Here is a 25,398-nt window from a genome sequence, read left to right as displayed (position 1 = left end):
GTGGGAGCAAGCTCCCTCGCCACACAAAGCCCTCAGGCTCCGGGATGCCGAGTGCTGCCGTCATACCCGCACCTCTTCCCCATCAGGCTTGGCAAAGCGGCGCCCCAGGCGGTCGAAATACAGGTAAATCACCGGCGTGGTGAACAACGTCAGCACCTGGCTCACCAACAACCCACCCACCATCACCAGCCCCAAAGGCTGGCGCAGTTCGGCGCCGGAGCCCGTGGCGAGCATCAGTGGCACCGCACCGAACAGGGCCGCCAGTGTGGTCATCAGGATCGGCCTGAAACGCAGCAACGCGGCCTGGTAGATGGCCGTCTGCGGATCCATGCCCTGGTTGCGTTCGGCGTCGAGGGCGAAGTCGATCATCATGATCGCGTTTTTCTTGACGATGCCGATCAGCAGGATGATGCCGATGATCGCGATCATGCCCAGGTCATTGCCGCTGATGATCAGCGCCAGCAAGGCGCCGATGGCCGCCGAGGGCAATGTGGAGAGAATCGTGATCGGGTGGATGTAGCTCTCGTACAGAACGCCGAGCACGATGTACATGGTCACCACCGCCGCAAGGATCAGCAGCAAGGTACTCGACAGCGAGGCCTGGAACGCCTGGGCCGCGCCCTGGAATTGGGTCTGCACCCCGACCGGCATGCCAATGTCCTGCTGGACCTTCTCGATCACGTCCACCGCGTGCCCGAGGGCTACATCGGGCGCCAGGTTGAACGACATCATCACCGCCGGGAACTGGCCGATGTGAGCAATGGCCAACTGGGCCTGACGCTCCTCGACGCGGGCCAGACTCGACAGCCGCACCTGGCCACCATCGGTGGTCTTGACGTGAATCTGATCCAGCGCCTGCGGCCCGATGCGCTCCCCGGCCTGGGCCTGCAACACCACCCGATACTGGCTGGCCTGGGTGTAAATGGTGGAAATCTGCCGCTGGCCGAAAGCGTCATACAGTGCATCGGTGATGTCCGACACCGATACGCCCAGGCGAGACGCGGCGTCGCGGTCGATCACCAGGTAGACCTGCAGACCTTTGTCCTGCAAGTCGCTGGCGACGTCGGTCAACTCCGGCTGCCGGGCCAAGGCTTCGACAAGGCGATCGCTCCAGAGGCTAAGCAACTCGGCATCCGGCGAAGACAGGCTGAACTGGTACTGGGTGCGGCTGACCCGGTCTTCGATGGTCAGGTCCTGCACCGGTTGCATGAACAGGCGGATGCCCACCAGCCGGTCCAGTTGCGGCTGCAAGCGGGCGATGGTTTCGGTGGCGCTGTCATCCCGTTCGCTGTGGGGCTTGAGATTGATCAGCAAGCGACCACTGTTGAGCGTGGCGTTGTCACCGTCCACGCCGATGTAGGAAGACAGGCTCTGCACCGCTGGATCGGCCAGGATCACCTTGGCCAGCTGCTGTTGGCGCTCGCTCATGGCGGCGAAGGAAATCGACTGTGGCGCCTGGGAAATACCCTGGATCACCCCGGTGTCCTGCACCGGGAAAAACCCCTTGGGCACGGCCAGGTACAACACCACCGTCAGCACCAGGCTGCCCACGGCAACCAGCAGGGTCAGCGGCTGATGCTTGAGCACCCACTGCAACTTGCGACCGTAGGCGGCGATCATCCAGTCGATCCAGGCGCCGCTGGCGCGGTAGAAACGCCCCTGCTCCTGCTCTTTGGGTTCGCGCTTGAGCAACCGGGCACACATCATCGGCGTCAGGGTCAGCGACACCACAAGAGAGATCAGGATCGCCACCGCCAGGGTGATGGCGAACTCGCGGAACAAGCGCCCAACCACGTCGGCCATGAACAGCAACGGGATCAGCACCGCGATCAGCGACAGCGTCAGCGAAATCAAAGTGAAGCCAATCTGCTTCGCGCCCTTGAGCGCGGCCTGCATGGGGCTTTCGCCCTCCTCGATGTAGCGGGCAATGTTTTCCAGCATGACGATGGCATCGTCCACCACAAAACCGGTGGCAATGGTCAGGGCCATCAGCGTCAGGTTGTTGATGGAAAAACCGGCCAGGTACATCACGCCGAACGTGCCGATCAGCGACAACGGTACAGCCACCGACGGAATGATCGTGGCACTGACCCGACGCAGGAACAGGAACGTCACCATGACCACCAGGGCGATGGCGATCAGCAGTTCATGCTGTACGTCGGTGACCGAAGCGCGAATGGTCTGGGTGCGGTCAGTCAGCACCGTAACGTCCAGGCCGGCCGGCAGGTTGTCGGTAATGCTCGGCAGCAAGGCCTTGATCCGGTCTACCACCTCGATGACGTTGGCCCCCGGCTGGCGCTGGATGTTCAACAACACGGCCTGATTTTCGTTGGCCCAGGCGGCAAGGCGTTCATTCTCGGCGCCATCGACGATCTGCGCGACATCCTTGAGGCGCAACGGAGCGCCGTTGGCATAGGCGAGGATCAGCTCGGCGTAGTCCTTGGGTGAGGTCAACTGATCGTTGGCATCGAGCATCGAGACCCGGGTCGGTCCGTCGAAGTTGCCCTTGGGCTGGTTGACGTTGGAGGCGCCGACCAGGGTGCGCACGTCCGCCAGGTTCAGACCTGCGGCTGCCAGGGCCTCGGGATTGACCTTGATCCGCACAGCCTGGCGCTGACCGCCGGCGATCGAAACCATGCCGACCCCGCTGATCTGGGCGATTTTCTGCGCCATGCGGGTGTCCACCAGGTCATTGAGCTTGGGCAGCAGCATGGTCTTGGAGGTGATCGCCAGGGTCAGCACCGGGGTGTCGGCCGGGTTGACCTTGTTGTACACCGGCGGGGCCGGCAGATCGTTGGGCAGCAGGTTGGTGGCCGCGTTGATCGCCGCCTGCACCTGTTGCTCGGCGACATCCATGTTGATGTCGAGGCTGAAACGCAGGGTAATCACCGACGCGCCGCCGGAGCTGGTGGACGCCATTTGCGTCAGGCCCGGCATCTGCCCGAACTGCCGTTCCAGAGGGGCGGTCACGGCACTGGTCATCACATCGGGACTGGCGCCCGGGTACAGGGTCATCACACGGATGGTCGGGTAATCGACCTGGGGCAATGCCGACACCGGCAGCAACCGATAGGCGATCAGACCGGCCAGCACGATGGCCAGCATGCTCAGGGTGGTGGCGACCGGGCGAAGGATGAACAGACGCGAGAGGTTCATGCGCCGCCCTTTTTCGCCTTGTCGGCCACGGCCGGTTCAGCCGGGGCTGCCGCCGTTTTGCCCTGCAGGTGTTCGGTCGGCGTGGTGGGCACGTCCTGGCTGTCGTTGACCACATCCACCTCACTGCCTTCCTTCAGGCGATCGGTGCCTTCTAGCACTACTCGATCACCTGCGGCCAGGCCTTCGGTGACTACGGTGTGTTCGCCGTCGCTGGCGCCGATCTTCAGCTTTCTGATGGTGACTTTTTTATCGCCATCCAGGGCGTAGACGAAGGTGCCGTTGGTGCCGAACTGAATCGCAGCGGTCGGCGCCAGGACTACATTTTTGAGGGTGTCGGCCAACAGATGCACATTGACGAACTGGTTGGGGAACAGCGACTGGTCGCGGTTATCGTAGCGAGCCTTGAACTTCAGGGTGCCGGTGGTGATGTCGATCTGGTTGTCCAGGCTTTGCAGTACACCGCTGGCCTGCAGCTTCAGGTCACTACGGTCCCAGGCCTCCACTGGCAGCTTCGCCCCGCTGCGATAGCGGGCAAGCACGGTATCCAGGTTGGTTTCCGGCAGCGTAAACACGACGCTGATGGGTTGCGTCTGAGTGATGACCGCCAGCGCGGTAGTGTCGTTGGCGGCCACCAGATTGCCAACGTCCAGTTGCCGCAAACCGACCCGGCCGGAGATCGGCGCCCGGATCCTGGTGAACTCCAGATTGAGCTTGGCGTCGTTGACTGCCGCCTGGTTGGTCTTGACCGTGCCCTGGTACTGGCCCACCAAGGCGGCGGCGGTATCGAGGGTCTGTTTGGCGATGCTGTCCTCGGCATACAGGCCACGATAACGCTCGAGGTCTACCTGGGCATTTTTCAGTTGGGCCTGATTCTGCAGCAGCGTGCCTTCGGCCTGGAGCAAGGCGTTCTGGTATGGACGCGGGTCGATTTCAGCCAGCAGGTCTCCAGCCTTGACCATTTGCCCTTCTTCAAAGGCGATCTTGACCAGCTCGCCACCCACCCGGCTGCGCACGTTGATGGTATTGAGGGCCGTGACGGTGCCCAACGCCTTGTAGTAAAGCGGAAAATCACCGGTGACTGCCGGCGCTACCCGAACCGGTACCGGCCCTGTCGCCCCCCCAAACCCTGGCCGCATCCCGCCCGACCGCCCCGCCTGTTCAGCAGGCGCTTTTTGCCCTGCTCCGGGCTTTTGGTCCGTCCCGGCGGGCCAGAACTTCCAGGCCAGCGCCGCGACGATCAATACGACGACCAGGCCAAACAGCCAGCGACGGGATTTGTGGGAAACAGAGGATTGCATGGAATGATCAACCATTGGGCGCGTGGGCTTCTTTTACGGGAGGCTGAACGATAAGCACTGGCGGGTATTTAGCAAAGCGCCTTTACCGGCAATTTACCTTGGGCTTACCTATCGCGTAGTTGGCTAAGGTCTTGAAGCACAAATGAAAACGGCCTGGACAAGGCCAGGCCGTTAACAATTGTAATAAATACTTTATTTCAGTACAGCTAGAGCAGCGTCGTAGTTGGGCTCTTCAGCGATTTCCTTGACCAGCTCGCTGTGCAGCACGTTGTCGTTTTCGTCGAGCACCACCACGGCACGGGCGGTCAAGCCTTTGAGCGGGCCATCAGCAATCGCCACGCCATAATTCTCGATGAACTCACTGCCGCGCAGGGTGGACAGGTTCTGGACATTTTCCAGGCCTTCGGCACCGCAGAAACGCGCCTGGGCGAACGGCAGGTCAGCCGAAATGCACAGCACCACGGTGTTGCTCAGTTCGTTGGCCTGGGCGTTGAACTTGCGCACGGAGGTGGCGCAGGTCGGGGTATCGACGCTTGGGAAAATGTTCAGCACTTTGCGCTTGCCGGCGAAATCCTTCAGGGAAACGTCGGACAGATTGCCGGCTACCAGGGAAAAGGCTGGCGCCTTGGAACCGGCTTGTGGCAACTGGCCGTTGACTTGAACCGGGTTGCCTTTGAGGGTGACTTGAGCCATGAACGGATTCCTTCTGACAGGTTTGAAAATGGTGAGGCCGGAGTTAACCATGAAATGGTTCTGCGACCTATGGTTGGACATAAAAAGTCATGGCTTGGCGGTGTAGGAGCTATCGAGTGCAACGAGTCTGCGATCTTTGCCCTGCTAATTGAGTCTAGAGCGAAAGATCGCAGGCTTCGCCAGCGCCTACAGCGACGCCTGTGGGCTATTTAGCCTTGAGCTTCAGAAACGACTGATGCAAGTCCGCCGCCCAACCATCGATCACACCTTTGACATCATCGGGCTTCATCACCTGGGCTTCGTTGGACAACGGCTTACCCGTGCCCTTGCGCACCACCTGGGCGACCACTGCATTGTTGCCACCGTCGAGGAATACCGCTTCAGTACCCAAGGTGGTTTCCTGGTCGCGAATACCGCTGGCGGTACTGACCGCGGCCGCCACCAGCGCGATCGGAATCACTTCATAAGGTTTCAGGCCCTCGGTCTTGCTGCTGACGGCGGTGATGGCCGCGCGCATCACCAGTACTCCCGGCCCAGGGCCGGTCGCCAGGGGCAGGGATTTGCCCGCTTCCCGCTTTAGCGCCTGATCGTAGTAACCGGTAATGCCGGACAAGGTGGCCTGGGGGATCTTCACGGTCGGCTGCGGCTTGGGGTAAAGCTGTGTCGGCTCGACGTAAAGGCTGGTGTATTTGCTCAGGTCTGCCGTGGGATCAACCCAGCGCATCACTTCGGCCCCCGACGGCGATTTCTCCTCCTTGAGCCGGCTGTAATCACCCAGAAAGCCGGAGTACTCATCCGGTTGGGTGATCTTGCTGGAGCAACCCGCCAGGGCAAGCGAGGCCATGCACACGGTGCCAATCATTGACGCAAACTTCATGCTGTCACTCCTGTAAGCCACACGAAACGGGGCCGGGAATTACAGGTATAGCCAATGGGCGCGGTTTTGCCTGCTCCGAAGGAACAAGTCACTGGGCAAGCCCTTTGCTCGCCACCGCCTTCAGCCGCGCTCGCGGGGTATCAGGCTCTGCAATTGCTGCGCGAGAAAGTCCGCGTCGAAGGTAAAAGTATCCGGATCCTTCAACCCGTTGGTTCGACGCCATTGCCACTGCAACGAAGGCGGCAGGCAAACCAGCGAGATGCTGCCGTAACGCGTTGCAGTCAGCCCCATGATCGCCAGGGAAATCTGCCCGCCGGCCCCCATTACATCGGGTATGAATTCCACCGGCTTGCCAGTGATGGACAGTGTCAGCTTTTCTGTCTTGAAGCCGGAGGTTTCTGCCGGAACACTCGGCCCGTGGGCCACATATGCCTCACGGGTCAGCGTCAGAAGGCCGGGGGCCAGGACCGGCGCCAGCCATTGCTCGATCTGCCCGTACAACGCCTCGATCTGTGCGGCCCACACCGCCGCTTGCGCCTCGTGCTGTTGCTTCTTGTGCGCTTCGCTGTCTGCGTAGTGACGAAGCATCTCACCCAATTGCTTTACATCGTCCATGCGCTGTTCCTCGATTCAAGGGGTGCTGCCAAGCTGGATGATGACAGGTTCAAGACGCAGGCGTACGCAAAACCCGCCTGGCCCGTCACGCGCGGCATAGTCGTGCGTCAGCACCTTTGCCACAGATAAGGAATACCTCAGGGAAATCCGATGAGTGGAGAGGTTTTTCTCTGGTTTTTTCGCCTCACCTGTCAGGAATGACAGTAGTCAAAGCCGCGGGCGGGAGGTTTGATGAAGCGAACCGCCAAGACGATAACTCCGACGACGCTTGGCAAGAGGAGGACGCGCCATGACCAGCCTGAGCCCGGACAATGAAATCGAAGTCATCAACCGTGTCATCATCATCGGGATGGTGACGGTTGAACACCCAGCAAACCCGCACGGCGGTATCCCGCTTCGTTTGCTCGCCAATGGATTGCTGCCATTGCTGGTGGAACCCTGGACCCAACAGGCCGAATATGACGACGCCCGCATCTTGCTGAGCAATTCCGACATCCCCGTGCTGAACAAGACCATTATGCCGGGTGAAGTGAATCAGCCATTCACGCTGAACCTGCCGGAAGCCCTGTTGAGCAACGGCATCAACCAGATACGCCTGAGCGTACTGCGTGTAGGTCAGACGATTCCCGAAACATCACAGTCATTGGACGTGCTCTTCCACCGGCCACGGCCGGGGGGCGAAGTCTCGACCCCAGGCGACAATCCCAACCTGACCCTCACCCTGCCCTCCGAGGTCATCACCAAGGGGGTGGATGCGGCAATGGCCAGCCAAGGGGTGATCCTTACCATCCGCTATCCCTACATGAGGGAAAAAGACGTCATCACAGTGGACCGTGACAGCCAGGAAATGACGCGCACCGTAAGCGCTACCGAGGCCGCTGCCGGCAGCGTGGACATCATTCTGCGGACCGCCGACTTCTGGCAAGACAATCCCCGGTTCGCTTTGCGGTTCAGAGTAACTGACCTGCTGGGCAACTCCAGCGGCCCGCAGGCGATATGGTCAAGGGCCACCTACATCGATGTGCACATTCGCCAACCGGCACTCGACCTCACCAAACCCAGGGTCCTGGAGGCCAGGGAACTCAATGGCGAGCGCCTGAATTTCGAAAGAGATTTCTATGACGCCCAATTCGCCAACGTCGAAGTGAACTACATCGGTTCGGCTCCGGGGCAGGACGTAAAAGTGTATTGGGTTGGGCGTAACTCCACCTGGGGCAGTGAGATCCAGACGGTATCGGTTGCTGGTCAAACGTTGAGATTCCAGGTACCCAGAAACGAAGTGGTGGATTGCATCGGCACCGGTGCGGAGGTCTATTACACCGTCAGAGCGCCTGGCACCACTACGGATATTCCATCGAGAGACCTGGACATTACGGTCACGCCACAAAAATACACGCTACGGGAACCGACGCTGGACGGCAGCAAAACCAATCTCCGGGCCTATCATCCAGCCCTGCTCACCGCGCATACCGCACGAATGGCGCTGTTTGGCGTGACGGCCCGCTACGGTGAGGAAATTCGGATAACAGCCGGTACCAGCCAAACCGACCTGTCCGTGCCCCCTGCCTGGATAGCGGAAAACCGCGGGAAGCCCATCATGGTCAACTGGACACTCCGGGAAACCGGCACCGGCACGCCGATCATCTTTTCATGGTTTCTGAGATTGATCGCCTGACTCGGTTTTTCAGCTAACCAACGGTTTTGACGCTGCTTTTCCATTGCAGGAGGACGTACCGTGCGTAAATTAATGGGGTTGCTGTTAATCACGTTGATGGTCGGGTGCGCACAAGTCACGACAGCACCGCCTGCCCCCATCACAATCAACGGAGTCCAGGTACTCGATGGGCCTGAGACCGCCAGTTTCCTGACCACGCTTTACCATCGCAAATTTCCCAACTGCAACAATTCCGACTCACAACCCTCGTTCCTCTGCTCGGGTGTCACCCTCAGGGTGACGGTAAAAGACCCCGAAGAACAATACAAAGTCTGGGACCCCAGCCCAACCTCAATAACCAGTGGCGGAGTGTCTTTCTCTTATCTACGGGCGGACGCCAATTTCGGGCGGCTGGCGTGGGGCCACGGCAACGGCCTTATCCTCTACCCCATCTTCGGCGCACCGCCTGACAAGATTGACCTGGACTATCTGTGCTCATACCCGATGGATGCCTGGACCTGGCACCGTACCAGCCCTTGTGGCCACCACGTGGACTATCCCGCGTTAAGCCAACTCTGCCATCTGGCCGGCGTGACCACTGCGCAACAATGGCTGGGCATATGGACAATGCCGGGGGGTAATGAACACCTGCGCCAATGCGGATTCGATGTCAACGATGACCGCAATCAACTGGCCGGACCGGCGTTCTACGCCTCGGTGCTGGGCAAGGTCCTGATAGGGGCGAGAGGATTCGCTGAGCATAACGAGATCATCATCAAGACCTGGACACCAGGACGGCCAAACACTTTCCCCATCATGGCGTTCTTCTTTGTTGCAGGAGGCACCAACGAGGGGTTGCCCGACGCTCGCTACAACCAACGCGACTTTTATAACTCCACCAATCCGAAAATTGTCGTGCCGATCATTCGTCTGACACCTGCCAACAGTGCCACCGAAAGCGCCACGTTCACCTACGTCGCGTCCGATCAGGCGGTGACTCAGTGATTCGTTCGTGCTGGGAGCTACTCAGCGCAACCGCGCCATCGCCAGGGTGTCCATCCATCGCCCGTCACGCACGGCGTAGTCGCGCAGCAGGCCTTCGGTTTCGAAGCAACATCTGACGGGCGACCGCCGGGTCGTTGTAGAGCGCGGTAACCCCACCGATATGAGCTTCATTGAAGCGAGTGAGGCTGATCGAAGGCTCGGACATGCGGCTCCTCCCTGGAGACCTGAAAAGGCCGTTCACTATAAGCCAGCGAACATTCAGGTATCCAGGGCCAAGCCTGTGGGAGCAAAGCTTGCTCGCGATTGCGGTGATCCGATTGCATCAATACTGACTGTGCCGCCGTCTTCGCGAGCAAGCTTTGCTCCCACATGGGCTTGGGCCTCAGTACTTTCCTCACCTACTGATGCTGCACCTGAACCATTGAGTTCACCTGCACCCGCGCGTGCATCTGCTCTGCCCCGCCACCGCGGCGCATGCCGCGTACCGGACAGGCGTCGAGGTAGTCCAGGCCGACCGCCAGTTTCAAATGCCGATCCGGACAGGTCAGGCGATTGGTCACGTCGAAGCTGTACCAGCCGTCCTCCAGCCAGGCTTCAGCCCAGGCATGGCTCGCCAGATGACTTTCATCTTCGGTGCACAGGTAACCGGAGACATAGCGCGCCGGAACCCCCAGGCTACGCGCGCAGGCCAGAAATGCGTGGGTATGATCCTGACAAACCCCCACGCCCCCGGCGAAGGCTTCGGCGGCGGTACTGCTGACCTCGGTCGTGCCCGGGCTGTAGGGCATGCGGGCAGCCAGGCCGTTCATCAAATCGGTCAGTGCCGAGCGATCACGTCGGGCTGCGCATTGCTCCACAGCAAAGGCCGCGAGAGCATCATCGGCCTGGGTGAGGCGGCTGGGGCGCAGAAATGGCAGCGGTGACTGGCTGTCCGGCTCCATCTGCACCGCCTGATGGATTTCCACCTCGCCATAAGCCGTGAGCACCAGAGCGCCATGGGGCTCGTCCATGGTCATCACATGCAGGATATTGCCGTAGGGGTCGAGCTGGCTGCGCACCAGACGTGGCAATTCCAGATGCCATTGCAGGATGCGTTGGCGCTGAGTGTCCTTGGGAGTCAAGCGCAGGAACTGGATGCTGGTGCACACTTCATCGGCATAGCTATAGGTCGTGTCGTGGCGTATGGAAAGTTTCATACCACCTCCAGATAAGACTCGTGAACGGTCTGGCCCAGGTGGCGAATCTGGCCAATGAGGTCAGTCAGCCATTGATGCAGGCCCGATGCCAGGATCTCGTCGATGCCGGAGTAACGCAGCCGCGCGTTCAGTTCAGCGGCCAGGCGTTGGGCCGGGCGGCCATTGTTGCCCGGCAGGCTGGAGAGGATCTGGTCCAGCTCCTCAATACAGGCATGCAACGAGCGCGGAACGTCGGCGCGCAGCAGCAACATTTCCGAGACCTGCTCGGCGTTGGGCGCATTGCGGTAGATCTCGTTGAACGCTTCAAACGAAGACAACGCCCGCAGCAAGGCGCTCCACTGGTAATAACCGCGTGCCGAGTTGTCGCTGACCTCTTCCGACTCCTCACCAAACATTTCGTAGCGGGCGTCCAGCAGACGCAGGGTGTTGTCCGCCCGCTCGATAAAGGTTCCCAGACGAATGAATCTATAGGCATCGTTGCGCATGATGGTGCCCGACGTCGCGCCACGGAACAGGTGCGAGCGCTCCTTGACCCATTCACAGAAGTGGCTGATGCCGTAGCGGCCCAGACCATTGCTGGCAATGTTGCGCATCTCCAGCCAGGTGGCGTTGATGTTCTCCCACATATCGGCGGTGATGCGTCCACGCACCGCATGGGCATTGGTCCGCGCCGCCCGCAGACAGCTGTAGATGCTTCCGGGGTTGGTTTCGTCCAGTGCGAAAAAATGCAACATGCGTTCGGTGTTCAGCGCGTCATAACGGGCGTTGTAATCGTCCAGCGTGCCGGCCGCCAGCAACGACATCGCCAGCTCGGCATGCCCGTCGCTGCGCCCGGCCTGGGGCATGAGCGACAGCGAGTAACTGACTTCGAGCATGCGCGCCAGGTTCTCGGCGCGCTCCAGGTAGCGGGACATCCAGTAGAGGTCCGAAGCGGTTCTTGAAAGCATGTCTTAGTCCTCCACTACCCAAGTGTCTTTGGTGCCGCCACCCTGGGACGAATTGACCACCAGCGAGCCGTCGCGAAGTGCCACGCGGGTCAGCCCGCCGGGCACCAGGCGGGTTTCCTTGCCCGACAACACGAACGGACGCAAATCGATGTGGCGCGGGGCGATACCGCTCTCGACGAAGGTCGGGCAGGTGGAAAGGCTCAACGTCGGTTGGGCGATGTAGGCTTCGGGGCGAGCCTTGAGACGTGCGCGGAAGTCTTCGATCTGCGCCGCTGTGGCTGCCGGCCCTACCAGCATGCCGTAACCGCCGGAGCCCTGGGTTTCCTTGACCACCAGGTCAGGCAGGTTGGCCAGCACGTGGGACAGATCCTGGGGCTTGCGGCACTGCCAGGTCGGCACGTTCTTCAGAATCGGTTCTTCGGTGAGGTAAAAGCGGATCATCTCGTCGACGTAAGGGTAGATCGATTTGTCATCGGCCACGCCCGTGCCCACCGCATTCGCCAGCACCACGTTGCCTGACCGGTAAACGGCGATCAGTCCGGGAACGCCCAACATGGAGTCGGGGTTGAACGACAGCGGATCGAGGTAATCATCGTCAAGGCGGCGATAGATCACATCCACCTGCTGGGGGCCTGCGGTGGTGCGCATGTAGACATGGTCGTCGCGCACGAACAGATCGGCGCCCTCCACCAGTTCCACCCCCATTTCACGGGCCAGGAACGCATGTTCGAAATAGGCACTGTTGAAACGACCGGGGGTCAGCACCACGGCGGTCGGGTTGTCCAGGGGGCTTGAACTCTTGAGGGTGTCGAGCAACAGATTCGGGTAGTGATCGATGGGCGCCACGCGCTGGGCGGCGAAGAGCTCGGGGAACAGGCGCATCATCATCTTGCGGTCTTCGAGCATGTAGCTCACGCCGCTGGGCGTACGCAGGTTGTCCTCCAGCACGTAATAACTGCCATCACCGTCGCGAACCAGGTCAACACCGGCGATGTGGGCATAAATGCCTCGGTGCAAGTCCAGGCCTTGCATCGCGATTTGATAACCCTCATTGGCGAGCACCTGCTCGGCCGGAATGATTTTTTCCTTGAGGATCCGCTGCCCATGGTAGATGTCGGCCAGAAACATGTTCAGGGCCTGGACCCGCTGAATGCAGCCACGCTCGACCATCTTCCATTCGCTGGCCTTGATGCTGCGAGGAATAATGTCGAACGGAATCAATCGTTCGGTACCCTGCTCGTCACCGTAAAGGGTGAAGGTGATACCGGCTCGATGAAACAGCAGATCGGCTTCGCGACGCCGCTGTTCCAGCAGCTCCAGCGGCGTGTCCGCCAGCCAGCGTGAGAAGGCTTGATAGTGCGGGCGGCAGTCACCCTTTGCATCATACATTTCATTAAAAAAAGCTTGGGGCATAGCCAACTCCCAGCCGCGTTCTACACGGCATTTTTTATCACTTCGTCATTCCAATGGTCCGGCCTTGCTTTGTTTTAATGAGCCCTGTTTTTCTGAGTACCTCGATTGCACCGGTCTCTGATCTGGCCTTTGCGTCTGGATGACGTGCGCCCCCTGATTAAATCTGCGCCGTGAATGCTCCTCTGATAACCCCGCGCTGTAGTGGCCTACTCTCTTGAACTCTAGCAAAGGCTGTGCCTAAGCCCGGTGCACCAGGACATTGCTGGAGAAACCGTCGCAGATGTACGCCCCCGCGATATTTAGTTTCATTTTTGCGACATACGCTCCTTTATACGCTGAAACGTTTATTTCAGCTTTTTCCTACATGCGCCCGAACGAGTCGAATCGGTGCAATAAGTCAGGTAACAGGTCGGTAATGCCCCGAAAGAGGGAAATTTATACTCACCGCCCTTCAGAGCGCTCAAAAGCGACTCTCACTTTAAGCAAAAGATTTATCCCGCAATCAGGAGATGGTGCTGCGTCACACCCACGTGCATGCCGCCGACGATCCCGAAGGCTGGAAAATCGGCGCCCAGGCAATCTCCAAGTTCTACCGCACCTTCGATGCCTGGTTCGGCAACAAGCAAGTTCCAGTCAACGGCTTTCTGGCACCAAGCCCGGAAGAAAAATTCGTCGAGCGTCCGGAGTTCCAGCTGGAGAACATTCGCAAGAACACCATGATCGGCACCCCGCAGCAGATCATCGAACAGATCAAGTATTACCAGGAACTGGGCGTGGATGAGTTCAGCTTCTGGTGCGACAACAGCCTGTCCCATGCCGAGAAGAAGAAGTCCCTGGAGCTGTTTATCCAGCAGGTGGTGCCGGCCTTCAATTGATATCCAACCCTGGAACCCACGGGGTCAGTTCCACCGTCATCGCGAGCAGGCTCGCTCCCACAGGGGGGCTATGGCGTTCACATAATGAGTGAACACCCGCGGCCAATGTGGGAGCGAGCCTGCTCGCGATGGCGGCCTGACTGAGACAACGATGTCATATCTGCCAAATTCCCCCACTTCCCCGTCGCCGCCCCGCAAACCTCTGTTCAGCGCCGATAAACCCCAATAACTTAACCGTTCAACGGATCAACTCTGATTAAGGATGATGGGCGTGGGGAGTTATCGGTTGCTGCTGGCCATGCTCGTGGCGATTTCCCACATGGGCGTGATGTTCGTAGGCTTCAACCCCGGCGTTGTTGCCGTGGTGTCGTTTCTGATTATCAGCGGTTTTGTGATGACGCCCTTGATCGACAGGAGCTACAACGTCCCAGGGAAAATCGGCCTGTTCTACCTTGACCGATTGTTGAGACTTTACCCGCAGTTCCTTCTGTATTTCGTCCTCTCCTGCGCGGTGATCCATTTCCTGCTGCCGGGCACGCCACAGGCAGCGGCGCTGACAATCGAAAACATCGCCACCAGCCTGCCCATCGTGCCGCTGGGTTTCTATATGTTCGGCGTCACTGTGCCGGAGATCCTGCCACCTGGCTGGTCTCTGGGGCTGGAGATGTGCTTTTACCTGCTGATCCCGTTTCTGATCCTTTATAAGGCCCGAGGCATTGCGTTCGCGGTGTCCGTAACGGTTTTCCTGGTCGCCTCGCTGGGCTACGTCAACACCGACATCTACGGCTACCGTCTACTGCCGGGCGTATTGTTCATCTTCCTGTGTGGCAGCTACCTGTACCACGCCCAGGCCAAAGGACTATGGGTCGCCTCCATCACCACGGTCGTGGCAGCGATAATGTTCCTGGCCATTGTTGTCGGGTTCATTCCCCGCCGCCCCTTCAACGCAGAAGTAACCTTGGGCATAGTCTTGGGTGTGCCGGCGGTGCATGTGCTCAGCAGGCTCAAGCATCACTGGATGGATGAGTTTCTGGGGAATATCAGCTATGGCGTGTTCCTCAACCATTTTGTGGTGATGTACGTGTTGCGGGCGTTCTGGCCGGTTGAGTACAGCGCCCTGATGATTACACTGGTGCTGGTGTTGTCGCTGGCATTGAGTGGCTTGTCGTATTACTGCGTTGAGCGACCGGCGCTGAAGCTGCGCCACGCGTTGAGGGCGGGCGCTAAACGTGACATCACGCAGGTACCCGTTGGCCGCACACTGGCTTAGCCGCTGGCCCCGAATAAAAAATGCCCGGAACTCGGTTCCGGGCATTTTTTGTTTTCAGAACAGCGCACTCAGAACGTCACGCTGGCACTCAGGCGGGCGGTACGCGGTTCGCCGACATTGACCTGCAATTGGCTGCCGGTGGAAGACGGGTAGTAATGTTTATCGAACAGGTTGTCCACGTTCAACTGCAACGAGGTTTTGTGTCCCAATACCGGTGACTCCCAGCGCAGGAAGGCATCAGCCACGGTGTAGCTGCTGAGCCAGAAATCGTTGGCGTTGTTGGCGGCGCGCTCGCCGACGTAACGGGCACCGGCGCCGGCGTGCCAGGCGCCGAATTCGGCAGGCACGTTCAGGTGGTGGGTCAGGTACAGGCTGGCGGTGTGCTTGGGTGCGTTGGCCAGGCGGTGGCCTTCGTCATCCGGATCGTCGAGGATTTCCGTGTGGGTGTAGGCGTAGGTGCCGATCAGATCCCAACGCTCGGCCAGACGACCGGTGACGTCGAGTTCCAGACCTTGGGAGCCGACTTTGCCGGCGGCTTCTGCCAACGTGACGCCATTGACCGTGGAGGACGTTACGACGTTCTTCTTCACGATGTCATACAGCGCAAGGTTGATGTTCAGGCCCGGTAGCGGGTCGTATTTGGCGCCGATTTCATAACTGCGGCCCTCCTCTGGATCGAAGGTGTTGCCGGCATCGTCCACGTCATCGTTGGGCTTGAAGGAGCGACTGTAGTTGCCATACAGCGACAGGTTGTCGGTGGCTTTGTAGACCAGCCCCAGGAACGGTACAAAAGCGTCGCCGTTGTCATCGCGGTTGACCACATAACGGCTGCCCAAACCTTGGTCGCTGTATTGATCGTAATGCTGGTAGCGGCCACCCAAGACTAGAATCCAGTGGTCGTCGAGGTGCCAGTTGTCCTTGAGATAAACGGAGCTGGAGGTCAACTGGTTACTCAGGTCGCTTTGGGGAGCACTGATCTGGCTTGGCTCTGGCAGGTTGCCGTAGGTCGGCGAAGTGATGTCGAAACCACCCTGAGCAGTATTGCGGTAGGTCTTGCCACGAAATTGGTCAGACACTTGATTGTCAGCCCCAACCAGCAGGTCATGACGCTGACCAAACAATTGCTGCCTGCCGATGAAATCCCAGCTGGCGTAGCGGGTTTCATCGTCATAGTGAGCACCGTTGGCGGCACGGCGCAAATTATTACCCGTCAGCGAATTGGGCTGCGCAATCGAAAGACTATACCGATCATTGTTCCAGCCATAGGTCACGCGGGTCTTCCACGCTTCACTCAGCTCATACTCAAACCGCGCTGTCGCCGTTTCGCGAATCCCCACGCTTTTGGCCCAAGGCTCATCAAGGCGCTTGTTGTAGTCAATGTCGGCCGGATGCCCGTCGGTGAATACAGTGCCGCGGTCGAAGGGATTGGAATATTCGTTGTACTCATAACTGAGGTTCAACGAGGCCCGCTCACCCGTCCAGGCCAGGGACGGCGCCACCAGCGTGCTCTCGTTGACGCCATAGTTGCGCCAATAATCCTCATGCCCACGCTCGGCGATCAACCGATACGCCAGGCCGGTATCGCCCAACGGCCCGGTGGTATCCAGGGCCATGGTGCCGCCACCTTCGCTGTAGGCCGAGCCGCTCAGTGTGGTGCTCTGGGTGTATTCGGGTTTCTTGCTGATGATGTTGACCAGGCCGCCGGGCTCCAGCGCGCCGTATAACATCGAGGCCGGGCCCTTGAGCACTTCGACCCGCTCGGTGGTGGCGCTGAAGTTACGTCCCAGGTTCGAACGCACACCATCGCGCAGGATCGAGCCGTCATCGTTGGTGCCGAAACCGCGCTTGACCAGCGAATCCCGCGAACCGCCCAGGGTATTGCCCTGGCTGACGCCGCTGACAAATTTCATCGCATCGCCCAGCGAGCGCACCTGATAGTCCGCCAGGGTCTGCCGGGTCACCACGTTGATCGACTGCGCCTCTTCCTTGATCGGTACATCGCTTTTGCTCGCGGTGCTGGCTTGCGACGCCGTGTACCCTTCGTCCTGAGTGATGCGACTGCCCTGGATGTCCGTGGTTGGCAGTTCGAGAATGTCCTGCGCCCACAAAGGGCTTGCAATGAAACAGCAGGACAGCGTTGGCAACACGCGTTTAAAAAAGGCGTTGCGGGTAGCGAGAGGGGTGGAACGATTCAAGACGCAGCACTCACAGAGGGATGTTAATGAGAGAGAATATACTTTGAGAATGATTCCCAGTAAATATTTCTAACGCTTTCCCGCTTGACCCGCGCAAAAAAAAGACGCCGGATCACTCCGGCGCCTTTGTTCGTTTCCCACCCCTGTTATCAGGGCTTACCGCACATCAATGATCGATGGCCGCACCCGCCCCCCTTGGAACCCGGATATCTTCCACCAGGTGCTGAATGTGCTCCGGCGGCGGCGCGGTAAAGCGTGACACCACTTCTGCGGCGATCCGGGCGGCCAGCAACTCTTGCTTTTCAGTGATCCTGGGCATGATGTTGCTTTTGAGCAGGTCATGGGAGACCGATGTGGAAATCACCAGCAGCAACCCCGCTGCCGTCGACAGCGCCGCCGCCAGGCCACCGGCGGCAATCAGGGCGATGACCCAGCCTGGCAACCCGGCAATCTCCGGGTTGGCCAGAACCATGATGTCGTTGTCGACATACAGTTCGTTGGCCACCGGTGAAACCTGGTTGCTCAGCAGCCGCTGCTCGTTCGCCCCGCGTTCACCCGTGAAGCTCGGCGCGCCGACCAGGGCTGCCCCCGGGCCATACTGGATGATGCCGTCGTTGTTCTTGTCCGCCCAGGCGATCAGCCCCGAATTTTCCCAGGTCTTGAACCATGTTGGCGCGGTGGCGTAGCTGACGTTGGGGATCGAGGTCAGCAGATTGGTGCGCGCGAAAGCCGCCACGGCCGGCGCGGTGGTGTAGAGGACAGCGATGAACAGCAGTGCGTAACCTGCTGACTTGCGCGCATCACGCACTGTCGGGGTGGTGAAGAAACGCACGATCACATGAGGCAGGCCCGCAGTCCCGACCATCAGCGCCATGGTGATGAAAAACACGTCGGTGGTCGATTTGGTGCCGTCGGTATAGGCCGTGAAACCCAGCTCCGCACCCAGCCCGTTGAGCCGCTCGATCACACTCTGGCCGGAGCCGGTGACCTCGCTGATGAAGCCCAGTTGCGGGATCGGATTACCGGTGATCATGATCGAGATGTAGATCGCCGGCACCATGTAGGCAAAAATCATCACGCAGTACTGCGCCACCTGCGTGTAGGTGATGCCCTTCATGCCGCCCAGCACGGAATAGAAGAACACAATGGCCATACCGATCATCACGCCGGTATTGATATCCACTTCCAGGTAACGGGAGAACACGATGCCCACACCGCGCATCTGCCCTGCCACATACGTGAAGGAAATGAAGATCACGCAGATCACCGCCACCACCCGCGCCGTCTGCGAGTAGTAACGCGCGCCGACGAACTCCGGGACGGTGAACTTGCCGAACTTGCGCAGATACGGCGCCAGACACATCGCCAGCAGCACATAGCCGCCGGTCCAGCCCATCAGGTAGACCGAGCCGTCATAGCCGGCGAAGGCGATGATCCCAGCCATGGAGATGAACGAGGCGGCCGACATCCAGTCGGCCCCGGTGGCCATGCCGTTGAGTACCGGGTGCACGCCTTTGCTGGCAACGTAGTACTCGCTGGTGGAGCCGGCGCGCGTCCAGATGGCAATGGCGATATAGAGCGCAAAGGACGCGCCGACGAACAGGTAGATCAGGGTTTGGGTATCCATGCTCGTCGGCCTCAGTCTTCGTGGACGTCATATTTGCGATCGAGCTGATTCATCTTCCAGACATAGAAGAAGATCTCGAGCACAAAGACGTAGATGGACCCCTGCTGGGCGAACCAGAATCCCAGGGGCGTACCGAAGAAGCTGATGGTGTTGAGCTGGTCAACCAGCAAAATGCCAAAGCCGAACGACACCAAGAACCAGATTGCCAGCAATACCAGCATCCAGCGTAGGTTCTCCGTCCAGTAGGCACGCGCAGCCTGTTGCTTTTGAGTGGACATGGAAATCAACTCCCGTTGTTTTTATTGTTTTCCACTCAAACCGTAGCAGTCGCTGGGCAGAGCGCTAGTACGACTTTCGTCTACCTTCGCCACCCTGGATATTGACATCCGCGTTCCCTCACTTACTGGGACGGGTTAAAGATCGCGGAAACCGCCGCAGTGATATCAAATCGCCCATTTCCCTAAAGCTTTGCCGTGCGCGGTCGAATGTATGCAATCAAAGTGATTTTTTACCCGGGAGCAACGGATGCAGACGCTAAAGGCCTTGTACGAGTCTATCGAGATGCAGTTTTTCGATACGCTCACCAAAAAGCTGTCGAGCCTTTTCCTGCTGGTCGTGGTCAGTGGCTTGCTTTACTGGGTGGCAGTCAGTGCCCGCGCCGACATTGTGCTGCAGTTGCACACTGCGCAACTGGACCCCGCGCTGCTGGGGCAAGTCGAAGGCCGGCTCGACAGCCTCACCCATGCCCTGCTCTTCGGCGCGCTGCTGACGCTGTGCATGATCAGCTTCATGGTCTGGTACTTTCGCCACCTCATCGTGCGCCCCGTCACGGCCATGACCAAGGCCCTCGAGGAGATCGCCAGCGGCGAAGGCGACCTGTCCAAAGACCTGCCCCTGGTGACCCACGACGAAATCCGCGTGCTGGCCGACACTTGCAACCGCTTCCTGGCCAAGCAGCGGGAGATCATCAGTAATGTCCAGGCGCTGACCGTGCACATTGCGGTCGAATCGGCCCGCTCGTTGAAAAACATCAGCGACTCCAGCGACAGCGCTACTCACCAGGCCCGCTTCGCCAAGGAAGTGATGGACCAGAGCAACACCGCCGTAGGTCGCATCGAAGAAGTCTCGCGCCAGACTCAGGGCATTTCCAGCACCACTGCCCAGAACCTGAGCATGGCTCGCGACTCCTATGCAGAACTGCTGGAAGTGACGGGCAACATCAGTGAAATCTCCAGCAGCCTCAATGAATTCGCCACGCTGGTAGGCGCCCTGAACCAACGTTCTTCGAGCATCAAGTCCATCGTTGGGCTGATCCAGCAGATCTCTGCCCAAACCAACCTGCTGGCCCTCAACGCGGCCATCGAAGCCGCCCGGGCCGGTGAAAGCGGTCGGGGGTTTGCCGTGGTGGCCGATGAGGTGCGCACCTTGGCGCAGAATGTCAGCCGGGCTACCGACGACATCTCACGAAACATCGACGCCATGCTCGAAGAAGTCAGTTCCACACATGAACAGACCAACCAGATCAGCCACAGCGCCCGGGAAACCCAGAAAGTCGTGGAGCGTGCCTCGGGCCATTTCGAAAGCATGATCGGCGACTTCGAATCCACCAATGGCAAGTTGGCCGATATCGCGTCCCATATCCAGCTTTTCGCCGAATCCAACACGGGTATCAACGAACGGGTTACGCAGATCCATGCCGACAGCCAGTCGATTGACCAGCGCATGCAGCATTCGGCAACGGCGACCCGTGACTTGTCCGGTGTCGCTGAAAAGGTCCAGGCATTGTTGGGCCGGTTCGTGCTCGGCCATGGCAAGCTGGATGCCGCCATCACCCGGGCCAGCCAGTGCCGCGACGGCCTCCAGGTCCAATTGGAGGCGCTGCAGCAGGATGGCCTCAACCTGTTCGATCAGAACTACCAACTGATCCCCGGCACCGATCCCAAGCAATACATGACCAGCTACACCGAGCGTTTTGCCCAAGTCTGCCAGGAAGAATGCGACAAACTCACCCGCAGCACCCCGGGCGGCAAAGTCTCATTCATCGTCGACACCAAGGGTTATTGCCCAGTGAACAACAGCTGGGTTTCGAAACAACCGACCGGTGACCGCGCCGTCGACCTGCCGGTGTGCCGCAACAAGCGCATCTTCAACGACCCGATCGGCCTGCGCGCGGCGGGCAACACCCAACGCTTCCTGCTCCAGACCTACCTGCGCGATACCGGGGAAATCATGACCGAGATCGACGTACCGTTCTTCTTCGGCGGCCGCCATTGGGGCAACTTGCGGGTCGGGTTCGATGCGGCGGTGCTGTTGGCGGAGTGATTTCCAGGCACAACAGCGATATCAAGCCCGACAAATAACCTGCGCCAAGCCCTGAACGTGCAATACGACGGGGCTGGATGGTGGACACCACATAGCGCTCCGACGCACGGCACAGGGTGCCCAAACCTCGCTTTTACCTCCATGAAGACACCTGGCAAGTGCTGGTGACCGCCCCATGGCACGCCAAGGGCCAGTTGTAGAAGACCCCCACCCTGACGCTGTTCGTCTATCCGCTGATCCCGCCGGCCTACAACGCCACCCCCCTTGTCTACAATCTTCAGGCCAAGGACTACGCGGCGCTCAACCTGATCGACGACAAGGGGGCGGTGAAGTTCTATGAACAACCAAACAGCATGTTTACCCCACAATCACTGGAACGTTCCGGTGCTCGCTAACAGGTACCGTCCCCTTGGCTTGGGCCGACGAAGTCGTGCGATGGCCAGACGCTTGCTGCTCGGGGGATTGCTGACCCTGGGCGCCGCGCAGATTGCCTCGGCGGCGACATCGGCAGACCCGCTCAATCGCCCGGCGCCCAGTGTGGCGCAACCGCAACGCGCCTTGCTCAATGGCATCGTACGCGCCGGGCAACGCCTGGTAGCGGTGGGTGAACATGGGCTGGTGATCTGGTCCGACGATAACGGCAAGGCTTGGCATCAGGCCGCGGTCCCGGTGGATGTCAACCTGACCGCCGTGGCCTTCGTCGACAAAAACCATGGCTGGGCCATCGGCCATCAGGGTGTGGTGCTGTCCAGCGAGGACGGCGGCGAAAGCTGGCGCAAACGACTCGATGGTATCCAGGCCGCCGCGCTGACGTTGGCCCAGGCCGAACAGGAGGCCGCCTCGCTCGATGAAGCGGCCCGAGACGAATACCTGAATGCGGCCCAGCGCTTGGTGGACGACGGCCCGGACAAACCTCTCCTGGCCCTGATGTTCAACGGCCCGAATCGCGTCAGCGTGGTCGGCGCCTTCAATCTGGCGTTGCGCAGCAGAGATGGGGGCAGGACTTGGCGCGCCTTCTCCGGTCAAGTCGAGAACCCGGACGGCCTGCACCTCTACGCCTTGCAAACCCAGGGTCGGACACGGTTCATCGCCGGGGAACAAGGCCTGCTATTGGCGACAAGTCCAGGCGGCGGCTCCTTCAAACGCGTGGCCTCGCCCTGTGAGGGCAGCTACTTCGGCTTGCTGTCATTGGCGAGCGACCGGCTCCTGTTGTTCGGCCTGCAGGCAAACGTGTTCCGTTCCGACGACGGCGGGCAACAATGGCAACCCGTCACCATTGATGGCGCCAAGGCCAGCTTCAACGCGGGCCTGCAATTGAGCGATGGCAGCGTCGTGCTGCTCGATCAGGGAGGCCGGGTGTACACCAGCCGGGACCAGGGCCGCAGTTTCCGACCCGTCCCCTTCGGTTGGGGCGCACCGCTGACTGCTGTCGCCCAAGCCACTGACGGCAGCCTGGTGATCACCAGCCTGGCCGGCATCGTGACCCTGCCGGCGGAGAAACTCGCCGCGCCCCTATCGATCGCCCAGGAGTCTACGCCATGAAGACTACTCACGAAGAGGCTCCGGTGATCGCGGATCTGCGCCAGTTCGACACCCGCTCGGGCTCGCTGCTCGAACGCCTGCTGTTCAACCATCGTCCCTGGCTGATGTTGGCCTGTCTGCTGCTGACCGGGTTCTTTGTCGCGCAGTTGCCTCAGTTGACGCTCAATGTCAGCTTCCAGCGGTTGATTCCCCAAGATCATCCGTTCGTCATCAACTTCCAGGCCAACCAGGACAGCCTCGCCGGCCAGGGCAACGTAGTCCGCGTGGTGGTGGAAAATACCCGGGGCAGCATTCTCGACAAGAACTATCTCGAAACCCTGCAAAAGATCAGCGATGAGGTGTACCTGCTCCCCGGGGTCAACCGGCCCTATATGAAGTCGCTGTGGACCCCGACCCTGCGCTGGCAGGGCATCACCGAATCGGGCCTGGACGAGGGCCAGGTCATCGACTCGCACTACGATGGTTCGGCCGACAGCCTGGAACAACTGCGTCTGAACATCGAACGCTCGGGTGAAATCGGCAGCATCGTCGCCGGTGATTTCAAATCGAGCATGTTGCTGGTACCGCTGCTGGACATCGACACCGAAACCGGCGAACCGCTGAACTACGGGGTTTTCGGCGCCAAGCTTGAAGACATCCGCGCCAAGTACCAGAACGAGCACATTCGCCTGCACGTTGTCGGTTTTGCCAAGGTGGTGGGCGACCTGATCGAAGGACTCGCCCAAGTACTGACCTTTTTTGCCGTGGCCATCCTGATCGCCGGCCTGGTGATGTTCGCCTGCACCCGTTGCCTGCGCAGTACGTTGCTGGTGTTGTTTTGCTCATCGATCGCGGTGGTCTGGTGGCTTGGCAGCCTGCCGTTGCTCGGTTACGAACTGGCCCCCTACACCGTCCTGGTGCCTTTTTTGGTGTTCGCCATCGGCATGAGCCACGGAGCACAGACGATAAACGGCTACCGGCAAGACATCGGTCGTGGTACCCATCGCCTGATCGCCGCACGCTACACCTTGCGCCGCCTGTTCATGGTCGGGCTCATGGCATTGGCCTGCGATGCCGTCGGCTTCGCCGTGCTGCTATTGATCAAGATCGAGGTGATCCGCCAGTTGTCGCTGACCGCCAGCCTGGGTGTGGCATTCCTGATCGTCACCAACCTGATCCTGCTGCCTGTTCTGCTGAGCTACATCGGCGTCGGCCCCCAGGCCACGGCCCGCAGCCTGCGTAGCGAGCAAGCACAACGGGAGGAAAAGGTACACCCGCTGCTGTGGCGCTGGCTGGACCTGTTTACCCGACGCAAGGTGGCCGCACCGACCTTGCTCGTCGCCCTGGCCCTGGGCGTCGGCGGGCTCATGGTCAGCCTGCATCTGAAAATCGGCGATCTCGACCCCGGCGCCCCGGAACTGCGCACCGACTCGCGCTACAACCAGGACAACGCCTACATCACGTCCAACTATGGCAGCCGCAGCGACGTGTTCATCGTCATGGTCACCTCGGCGCCACAACAGTGCATGAACTACGCCCTGCTCGAACGCATCGACCGGCTCGAATGGCGCCTGCGCCAGCAGCCCGGCGTGGTCGCCACCGATTCATTTGCCGCGTTCGTCAAGGTCATGACCAGCCAGCTCACCGAAGGCAACCCCAAGTGGATCGGCCTGCTACCCAACCAGGCGGTGATCAATAACCTGGTCAAATACGCACCCCAAAGCCTGGTCAACCACAGCTGCGACCTGTCGATGCTCAGGATCTTCCTGCGCGACCACAAGGCCGAGACCTTGCAGGCGCTGGTCACAGAGATCCAGGCCTTTGCGGCAGCGAACGATCAAGGCGATGAACGCTTCCTGATGGCCGCCGGCAACGCCGGTCTCGAGGCCGCGACCAACAGCGTGGTGCAAAAGGCCAACCGTGAAATGCTGCTGTGGGTGTATGGCGCGGTGATCCTGCTGTGCTTTTTGGTGTTCCGCTCCTGGCGCGCGGTGGCGTGCGCAATCCTGCCCTTGATGTTGACCTCGGTACTGGCGGAGGCGCTGATGGTCTGGCTGGACATCGGCGTAAAAGTCACCACGCTGCCGGTGATTGCCCTGGGTGTGGTCGTCGGCATCGACTACGCCCTGTATGTGCTGAGCATCCTGCAGTTGCACCTGCGCCGCGGTGAGTCACTGTCCATCGCCTACTACCGCTCGCTGCTGTTCACCGGCCGGGTCGTACTGCTGACCGGTGCGACGCTGGCCATCGGCGTCGCCACCTGGGTGTTCTCGCCCATCAAGTTCCAGGCCGACATGGGCATCCTGCTGGCCTTCATGTTCCTCTGGAACATGCTGGGTGCCCTGGTGCTGCTCCCGGCCCTCGCCAGTTTCCTGCTCAAGCCGGCGCCTGGACAGAAGCCCTACCCCCTCCCCGTGACTGCACTCAGGAGAACGGCATATCAAACGACAGCCTCTACGACATAGTCGGGCACCTGCTCGGGTAAACGCGGGCCGGATGGTACGGCCCCGAGCGGGCACGCTCCCACAGGGGATCTGGGGTGTAGGCAAATTCTGAGATCCCCCACAAGGGGGATCGGTGGTGTATGCAAATCCCGAGGCCGCCCCAAAACAACTGTGGGAGCGAGCCTGCTCGCGATGGCGGTGGGTCAGTCAACATCATCGTAACTGACCCGACGCCATCGCGAGCAGGCTCGCTCCCACAGGGTTACCTCATCAACCTGAAATCAGTTGAT

General features: G+C 60.1%; 17 protein-coding genes and 4 pseudogenes. 8 read left to right on the top strand and 13 right to left on the bottom strand.

The window, feature by feature from the left end:
• Positions 1 to 60: 60 nt before the first annotated feature.
• The 5 genes from GSM73_RS11675 to GSM73_RS11655 all read right to left on the bottom strand — a co-directional run bounded on the left by GSM73_RS11675 (position 61) and on the right by GSM73_RS11655 (position 6,639).
• Positions 61 to 3,156: an MdtB/MuxB family multidrug efflux RND transporter permease subunit gene (locus GSM73_RS11675; protein ID WP_160892588.1), complete on the bottom strand. Its 3,096-nt coding sequence runs from the start codon at positions 3,154 to 3,156 to the stop codon at positions 61 to 63.
• Positions 3,153 to 4,469 (bottom strand): MdtA/MuxA family multidrug efflux RND transporter periplasmic adaptor subunit, encoded by a 1,317-nt coding sequence (locus GSM73_RS11670; RefSeq protein ID WP_047226604.1) that lies wholly within the window; start codon positions 4,467 to 4,469, stop codon positions 3,153 to 3,155. Before GSM73_RS11670 ends, GSM73_RS11675 begins: the two co-directional genes overlap by 4 nt.
• A 177-nt stretch (positions 4,470 to 4,646) precedes the next feature.
• On the bottom strand, positions 4,647 to 5,147 hold the full coding sequence (gene tpx / locus GSM73_RS11665) for a thiol peroxidase (protein WP_047226605.1): 501 nt from the start codon (positions 5,145 to 5,147) through the stop codon (positions 4,647 to 4,649).
• 205 nt (positions 5,148 to 5,352) lie between these two features.
• Entirely contained in the window at positions 5,353 to 6,024 is a 672-nt protein-coding gene (locus GSM73_RS11660; protein WP_047226606.1) for a DUF3313 domain-containing protein, read from the bottom strand.
• A gap of 120 nt (positions 6,025 to 6,144) precedes the next feature.
• On the bottom strand, positions 6,145 to 6,639 hold the full coding sequence (locus GSM73_RS11655; RefSeq protein WP_047226607.1) for a hypothetical protein: 495 nt from the start codon (positions 6,637 to 6,639) through the stop codon (positions 6,145 to 6,147).
• 289 nt (positions 6,640 to 6,928) lie between these two features.
• Here GSM73_RS11655 and GSM73_RS11650 point away from each other — a divergent pair, with 289 nt between their 5' ends.
• Together GSM73_RS11650 and GSM73_RS11645 are read left to right on the top strand one after the other, a co-directional pair.
• Positions 6,929 to 8,314: a hypothetical protein gene (locus GSM73_RS11650; RefSeq protein WP_047226608.1), complete on the top strand. Its 1,386-nt coding sequence runs from the start codon at positions 6,929 to 6,931 to the stop codon at positions 8,312 to 8,314.
• A gap of 60 nt (positions 8,315 to 8,374) precedes the next feature.
• Positions 8,375 to 9,298, top strand: a complete 924-nt coding sequence (locus GSM73_RS11645; protein ID WP_052915293.1) for a hypothetical protein — start codon at positions 8,375 to 8,377, stop codon at positions 9,296 to 9,298.
• 21 nt (positions 9,299 to 9,319) lie between these two features.
• Here the strand turns inward: GSM73_RS11645 and GSM73_RS28215 are convergent.
• The 5 genes and pseudogenes from GSM73_RS28215 to GSM73_RS11625 all read right to left on the bottom strand — a co-directional run.
• Positions 9,320 to 9,403: pseudogene (locus GSM73_RS28215) on the bottom strand (GNAT family N-acetyltransferase); the annotation flags it as partial.
• Positions 9,363 to 9,503, bottom strand: coding sequence for a hypothetical protein (locus GSM73_RS27225; protein WP_372241383.1), 141 nt, complete (start codon positions 9,501 to 9,503; stop codon positions 9,363 to 9,365). The gene GSM73_RS27225 and the pseudogene GSM73_RS28215, both read right to left, overlap by 41 nt.
• A gap of 193 nt (positions 9,504 to 9,696) precedes the next feature.
• Positions 9,697 to 10,494, bottom strand: a complete 798-nt coding sequence (locus GSM73_RS11635; RefSeq protein ID WP_047226610.1) for a transglutaminase family protein — start codon at positions 10,492 to 10,494, stop codon at positions 9,697 to 9,699.
• Positions 10,491 to 11,441, bottom strand: coding sequence for an alpha-E domain-containing protein (locus GSM73_RS11630; RefSeq protein WP_047226611.1), 951 nt, complete (start codon positions 11,439 to 11,441; stop codon positions 10,491 to 10,493). Before GSM73_RS11630 ends, GSM73_RS11635 begins: the two co-directional genes overlap by 4 nt.
• A 3-nt stretch (positions 11,442 to 11,444) precedes the next feature.
• Complete coding sequence (locus tag GSM73_RS11625) at positions 11,445 to 12,854, bottom strand: circularly permuted type 2 ATP-grasp protein (RefSeq protein WP_076385079.1); 1,410 nt, start codon at positions 12,852 to 12,854, stop codon at positions 11,445 to 11,447.
• Between the two features lie 488 nt (positions 12,855 to 13,342).
• Between GSM73_RS11625 and GSM73_RS11620 the strand changes: the two are divergent.
• Together GSM73_RS11620 and GSM73_RS11615 are read left to right on the top strand one after the other, a co-directional pair.
• A pseudogene (locus GSM73_RS11620) lies at positions 13,343 to 13,729 on the top strand (LLM class flavin-dependent oxidoreductase); the annotation flags it as partial.
• 262 nt (positions 13,730 to 13,991) lie between these two features.
• Positions 13,992 to 14,999: an acyltransferase gene (locus tag GSM73_RS11615; RefSeq protein ID WP_178129671.1), complete on the top strand. Its 1,008-nt coding sequence runs from the start codon at positions 13,992 to 13,994 to the stop codon at positions 14,997 to 14,999.
• Between the two features lie 68 nt (positions 15,000 to 15,067).
• On the opposite strand, the gene GSM73_RS11610 is transcribed toward GSM73_RS11615, so the two are convergent.
• The 3 genes and pseudogenes from GSM73_RS11610 to GSM73_RS11600 form a co-directional block, all read right to left on the bottom strand.
• Entirely contained in the window at positions 15,068 to 17,194 is a 2,127-nt protein-coding gene (locus GSM73_RS11610; protein WP_047230533.1) for a TonB-dependent siderophore receptor, read from the bottom strand.
• A gap of 271 nt (positions 17,195 to 17,465) precedes the next feature.
• Positions 17,466 to 18,821 (bottom strand): annotated as a pseudogene (locus tag GSM73_RS11605) (sodium:solute symporter family protein); the annotation flags it as partial.
• Between the two features lie 11 nt (positions 18,822 to 18,832).
• The gene (locus GSM73_RS11600; protein WP_047230535.1) at positions 18,833 to 19,099 is read right to left on the bottom strand and encodes a DUF4212 domain-containing protein; all 267 of its coding nucleotides are present in this window, start codon (positions 19,097 to 19,099) and stop codon (positions 18,833 to 18,835) included.
• A 247-nt stretch (positions 19,100 to 19,346) separates the two neighbouring features.
• Here GSM73_RS11600 and GSM73_RS11595 point away from each other — a divergent pair, with 247 nt between their 5' ends.
• The 4 genes and pseudogenes from GSM73_RS11595 (at position 19,347) to GSM73_RS11580 (ending at position 25,129) form a co-directional block, all read left to right on the top strand.
• Positions 19,347 to 21,143, top strand: a complete 1,797-nt coding sequence (locus GSM73_RS11595) for a methyl-accepting chemotaxis protein (protein ID WP_047230536.1) — start codon at positions 19,347 to 19,349, stop codon at positions 21,141 to 21,143.
• A gap of 110 nt (positions 21,144 to 21,253) precedes the next feature.
• A pseudogene (locus GSM73_RS11590) lies at positions 21,254 to 21,343 on the top strand (hypothetical protein); the annotation flags it as partial.
• A gap of 235 nt (positions 21,344 to 21,578) precedes the next feature.
• Positions 21,579 to 22,685, top strand: coding sequence for a YCF48-related protein (locus GSM73_RS11585; protein WP_160892582.1), 1,107 nt, complete (start codon positions 21,579 to 21,581; stop codon positions 22,683 to 22,685).
• Positions 22,682 to 25,129: an RND family transporter gene (locus GSM73_RS11580; RefSeq protein WP_256676850.1), complete on the top strand. Its 2,448-nt coding sequence runs from the start codon at positions 22,682 to 22,684 to the stop codon at positions 25,127 to 25,129. The genes GSM73_RS11585 and GSM73_RS11580 overlap by 4 nt, the downstream gene beginning before the upstream one ends.
• Positions 25,130 to 25,398: the final 269 nt, after the last annotated feature.

Origin of the sequence: Pseudomonas sp. PICF6, from assembly GCF_009831705.1 — a bacterium.
Taxonomy (GTDB): Bacteria; Pseudomonadota; Gammaproteobacteria; order Pseudomonadales; family Pseudomonadaceae; genus Aquipseudomonas; species Aquipseudomonas rhizophila.
Note: the sequence above shows the minus strand (reverse complement) of the source record. Positions and strands in the feature narration are given on the sequence as shown.

Coding starts and splice junctions, on each gene's coding strand:
- GSM73_RS11675 (WP_160892588.1), bottom strand. CDS start 3,156: ATGAACCTCTCGCGTCTGTTCATCCTTCGCCCGGTCGCCACCACCCTG.
- GSM73_RS11670 (WP_047226604.1), bottom strand. CDS start 4,469: ATGGTTGATCATTCCATGCAATCCTCTGTTTCCCACAAATCCCGTCGC.
- tpx (WP_047226605.1), bottom strand. CDS start 5,147: ATGGCTCAAGTCACCCTCAAAGGCAACCCGGTTCAAGTCAACGGCCAG.
- GSM73_RS11660 (WP_047226606.1), bottom strand. CDS start 6,024: ATGAAGTTTGCGTCAATGATTGGCACCGTGTGCATGGCCTCGCTTGCC.
- GSM73_RS11655 (WP_047226607.1), bottom strand. CDS start 6,639: ATGGACGATGTAAAGCAATTGGGTGAGATGCTTCGTCACTACGCAGAC.
- GSM73_RS11650 (WP_047226608.1), top strand. CDS start 6,929: ATGACCAGCCTGAGCCCGGACAATGAAATCGAAGTCATCAACCGTGTC.
- GSM73_RS27225 (WP_372241383.1), bottom strand. CDS start 9,503: ATGTCCGAGCCTTCGATCAGCCTCACTCGCTTCAATGAAGCTCATATC.
- GSM73_RS11635 (WP_047226610.1), bottom strand. CDS start 10,494: ATGAAACTTTCCATACGCCACGACACGACCTATAGCTATGCCGATGAA.
- GSM73_RS11630 (WP_047226611.1), bottom strand. CDS start 11,441: ATGCTTTCAAGAACCGCTTCGGACCTCTACTGGATGTCCCGCTACCTG.
- GSM73_RS11625 (WP_076385079.1), bottom strand. CDS start 12,854: ATGCCCCAAGCTTTTTTTAATGAAATGTATGATGCAAAGGGTGACTGC.
- GSM73_RS11615 (WP_178129671.1), top strand. CDS start 13,992: ATGATGGGCGTGGGGAGTTATCGGTTGCTGCTGGCCATGCTCGTGGCG.
- GSM73_RS11600 (WP_047230535.1), bottom strand. CDS start 19,099: ATGTCCACTCAAAAGCAACAGGCTGCGCGTGCCTACTGGACGGAGAAC.
- GSM73_RS11595 (WP_047230536.1), top strand. CDS start 19,347: ATGCAGACGCTAAAGGCCTTGTACGAGTCTATCGAGATGCAGTTTTTC.
- GSM73_RS11585 (WP_160892582.1), top strand. CDS start 21,579: ATGGCCAGACGCTTGCTGCTCGGGGGATTGCTGACCCTGGGCGCCGCG.
- GSM73_RS11580 (WP_256676850.1), top strand. CDS start 22,682: ATGAAGACTACTCACGAAGAGGCTCCGGTGATCGCGGATCTGCGCCAG.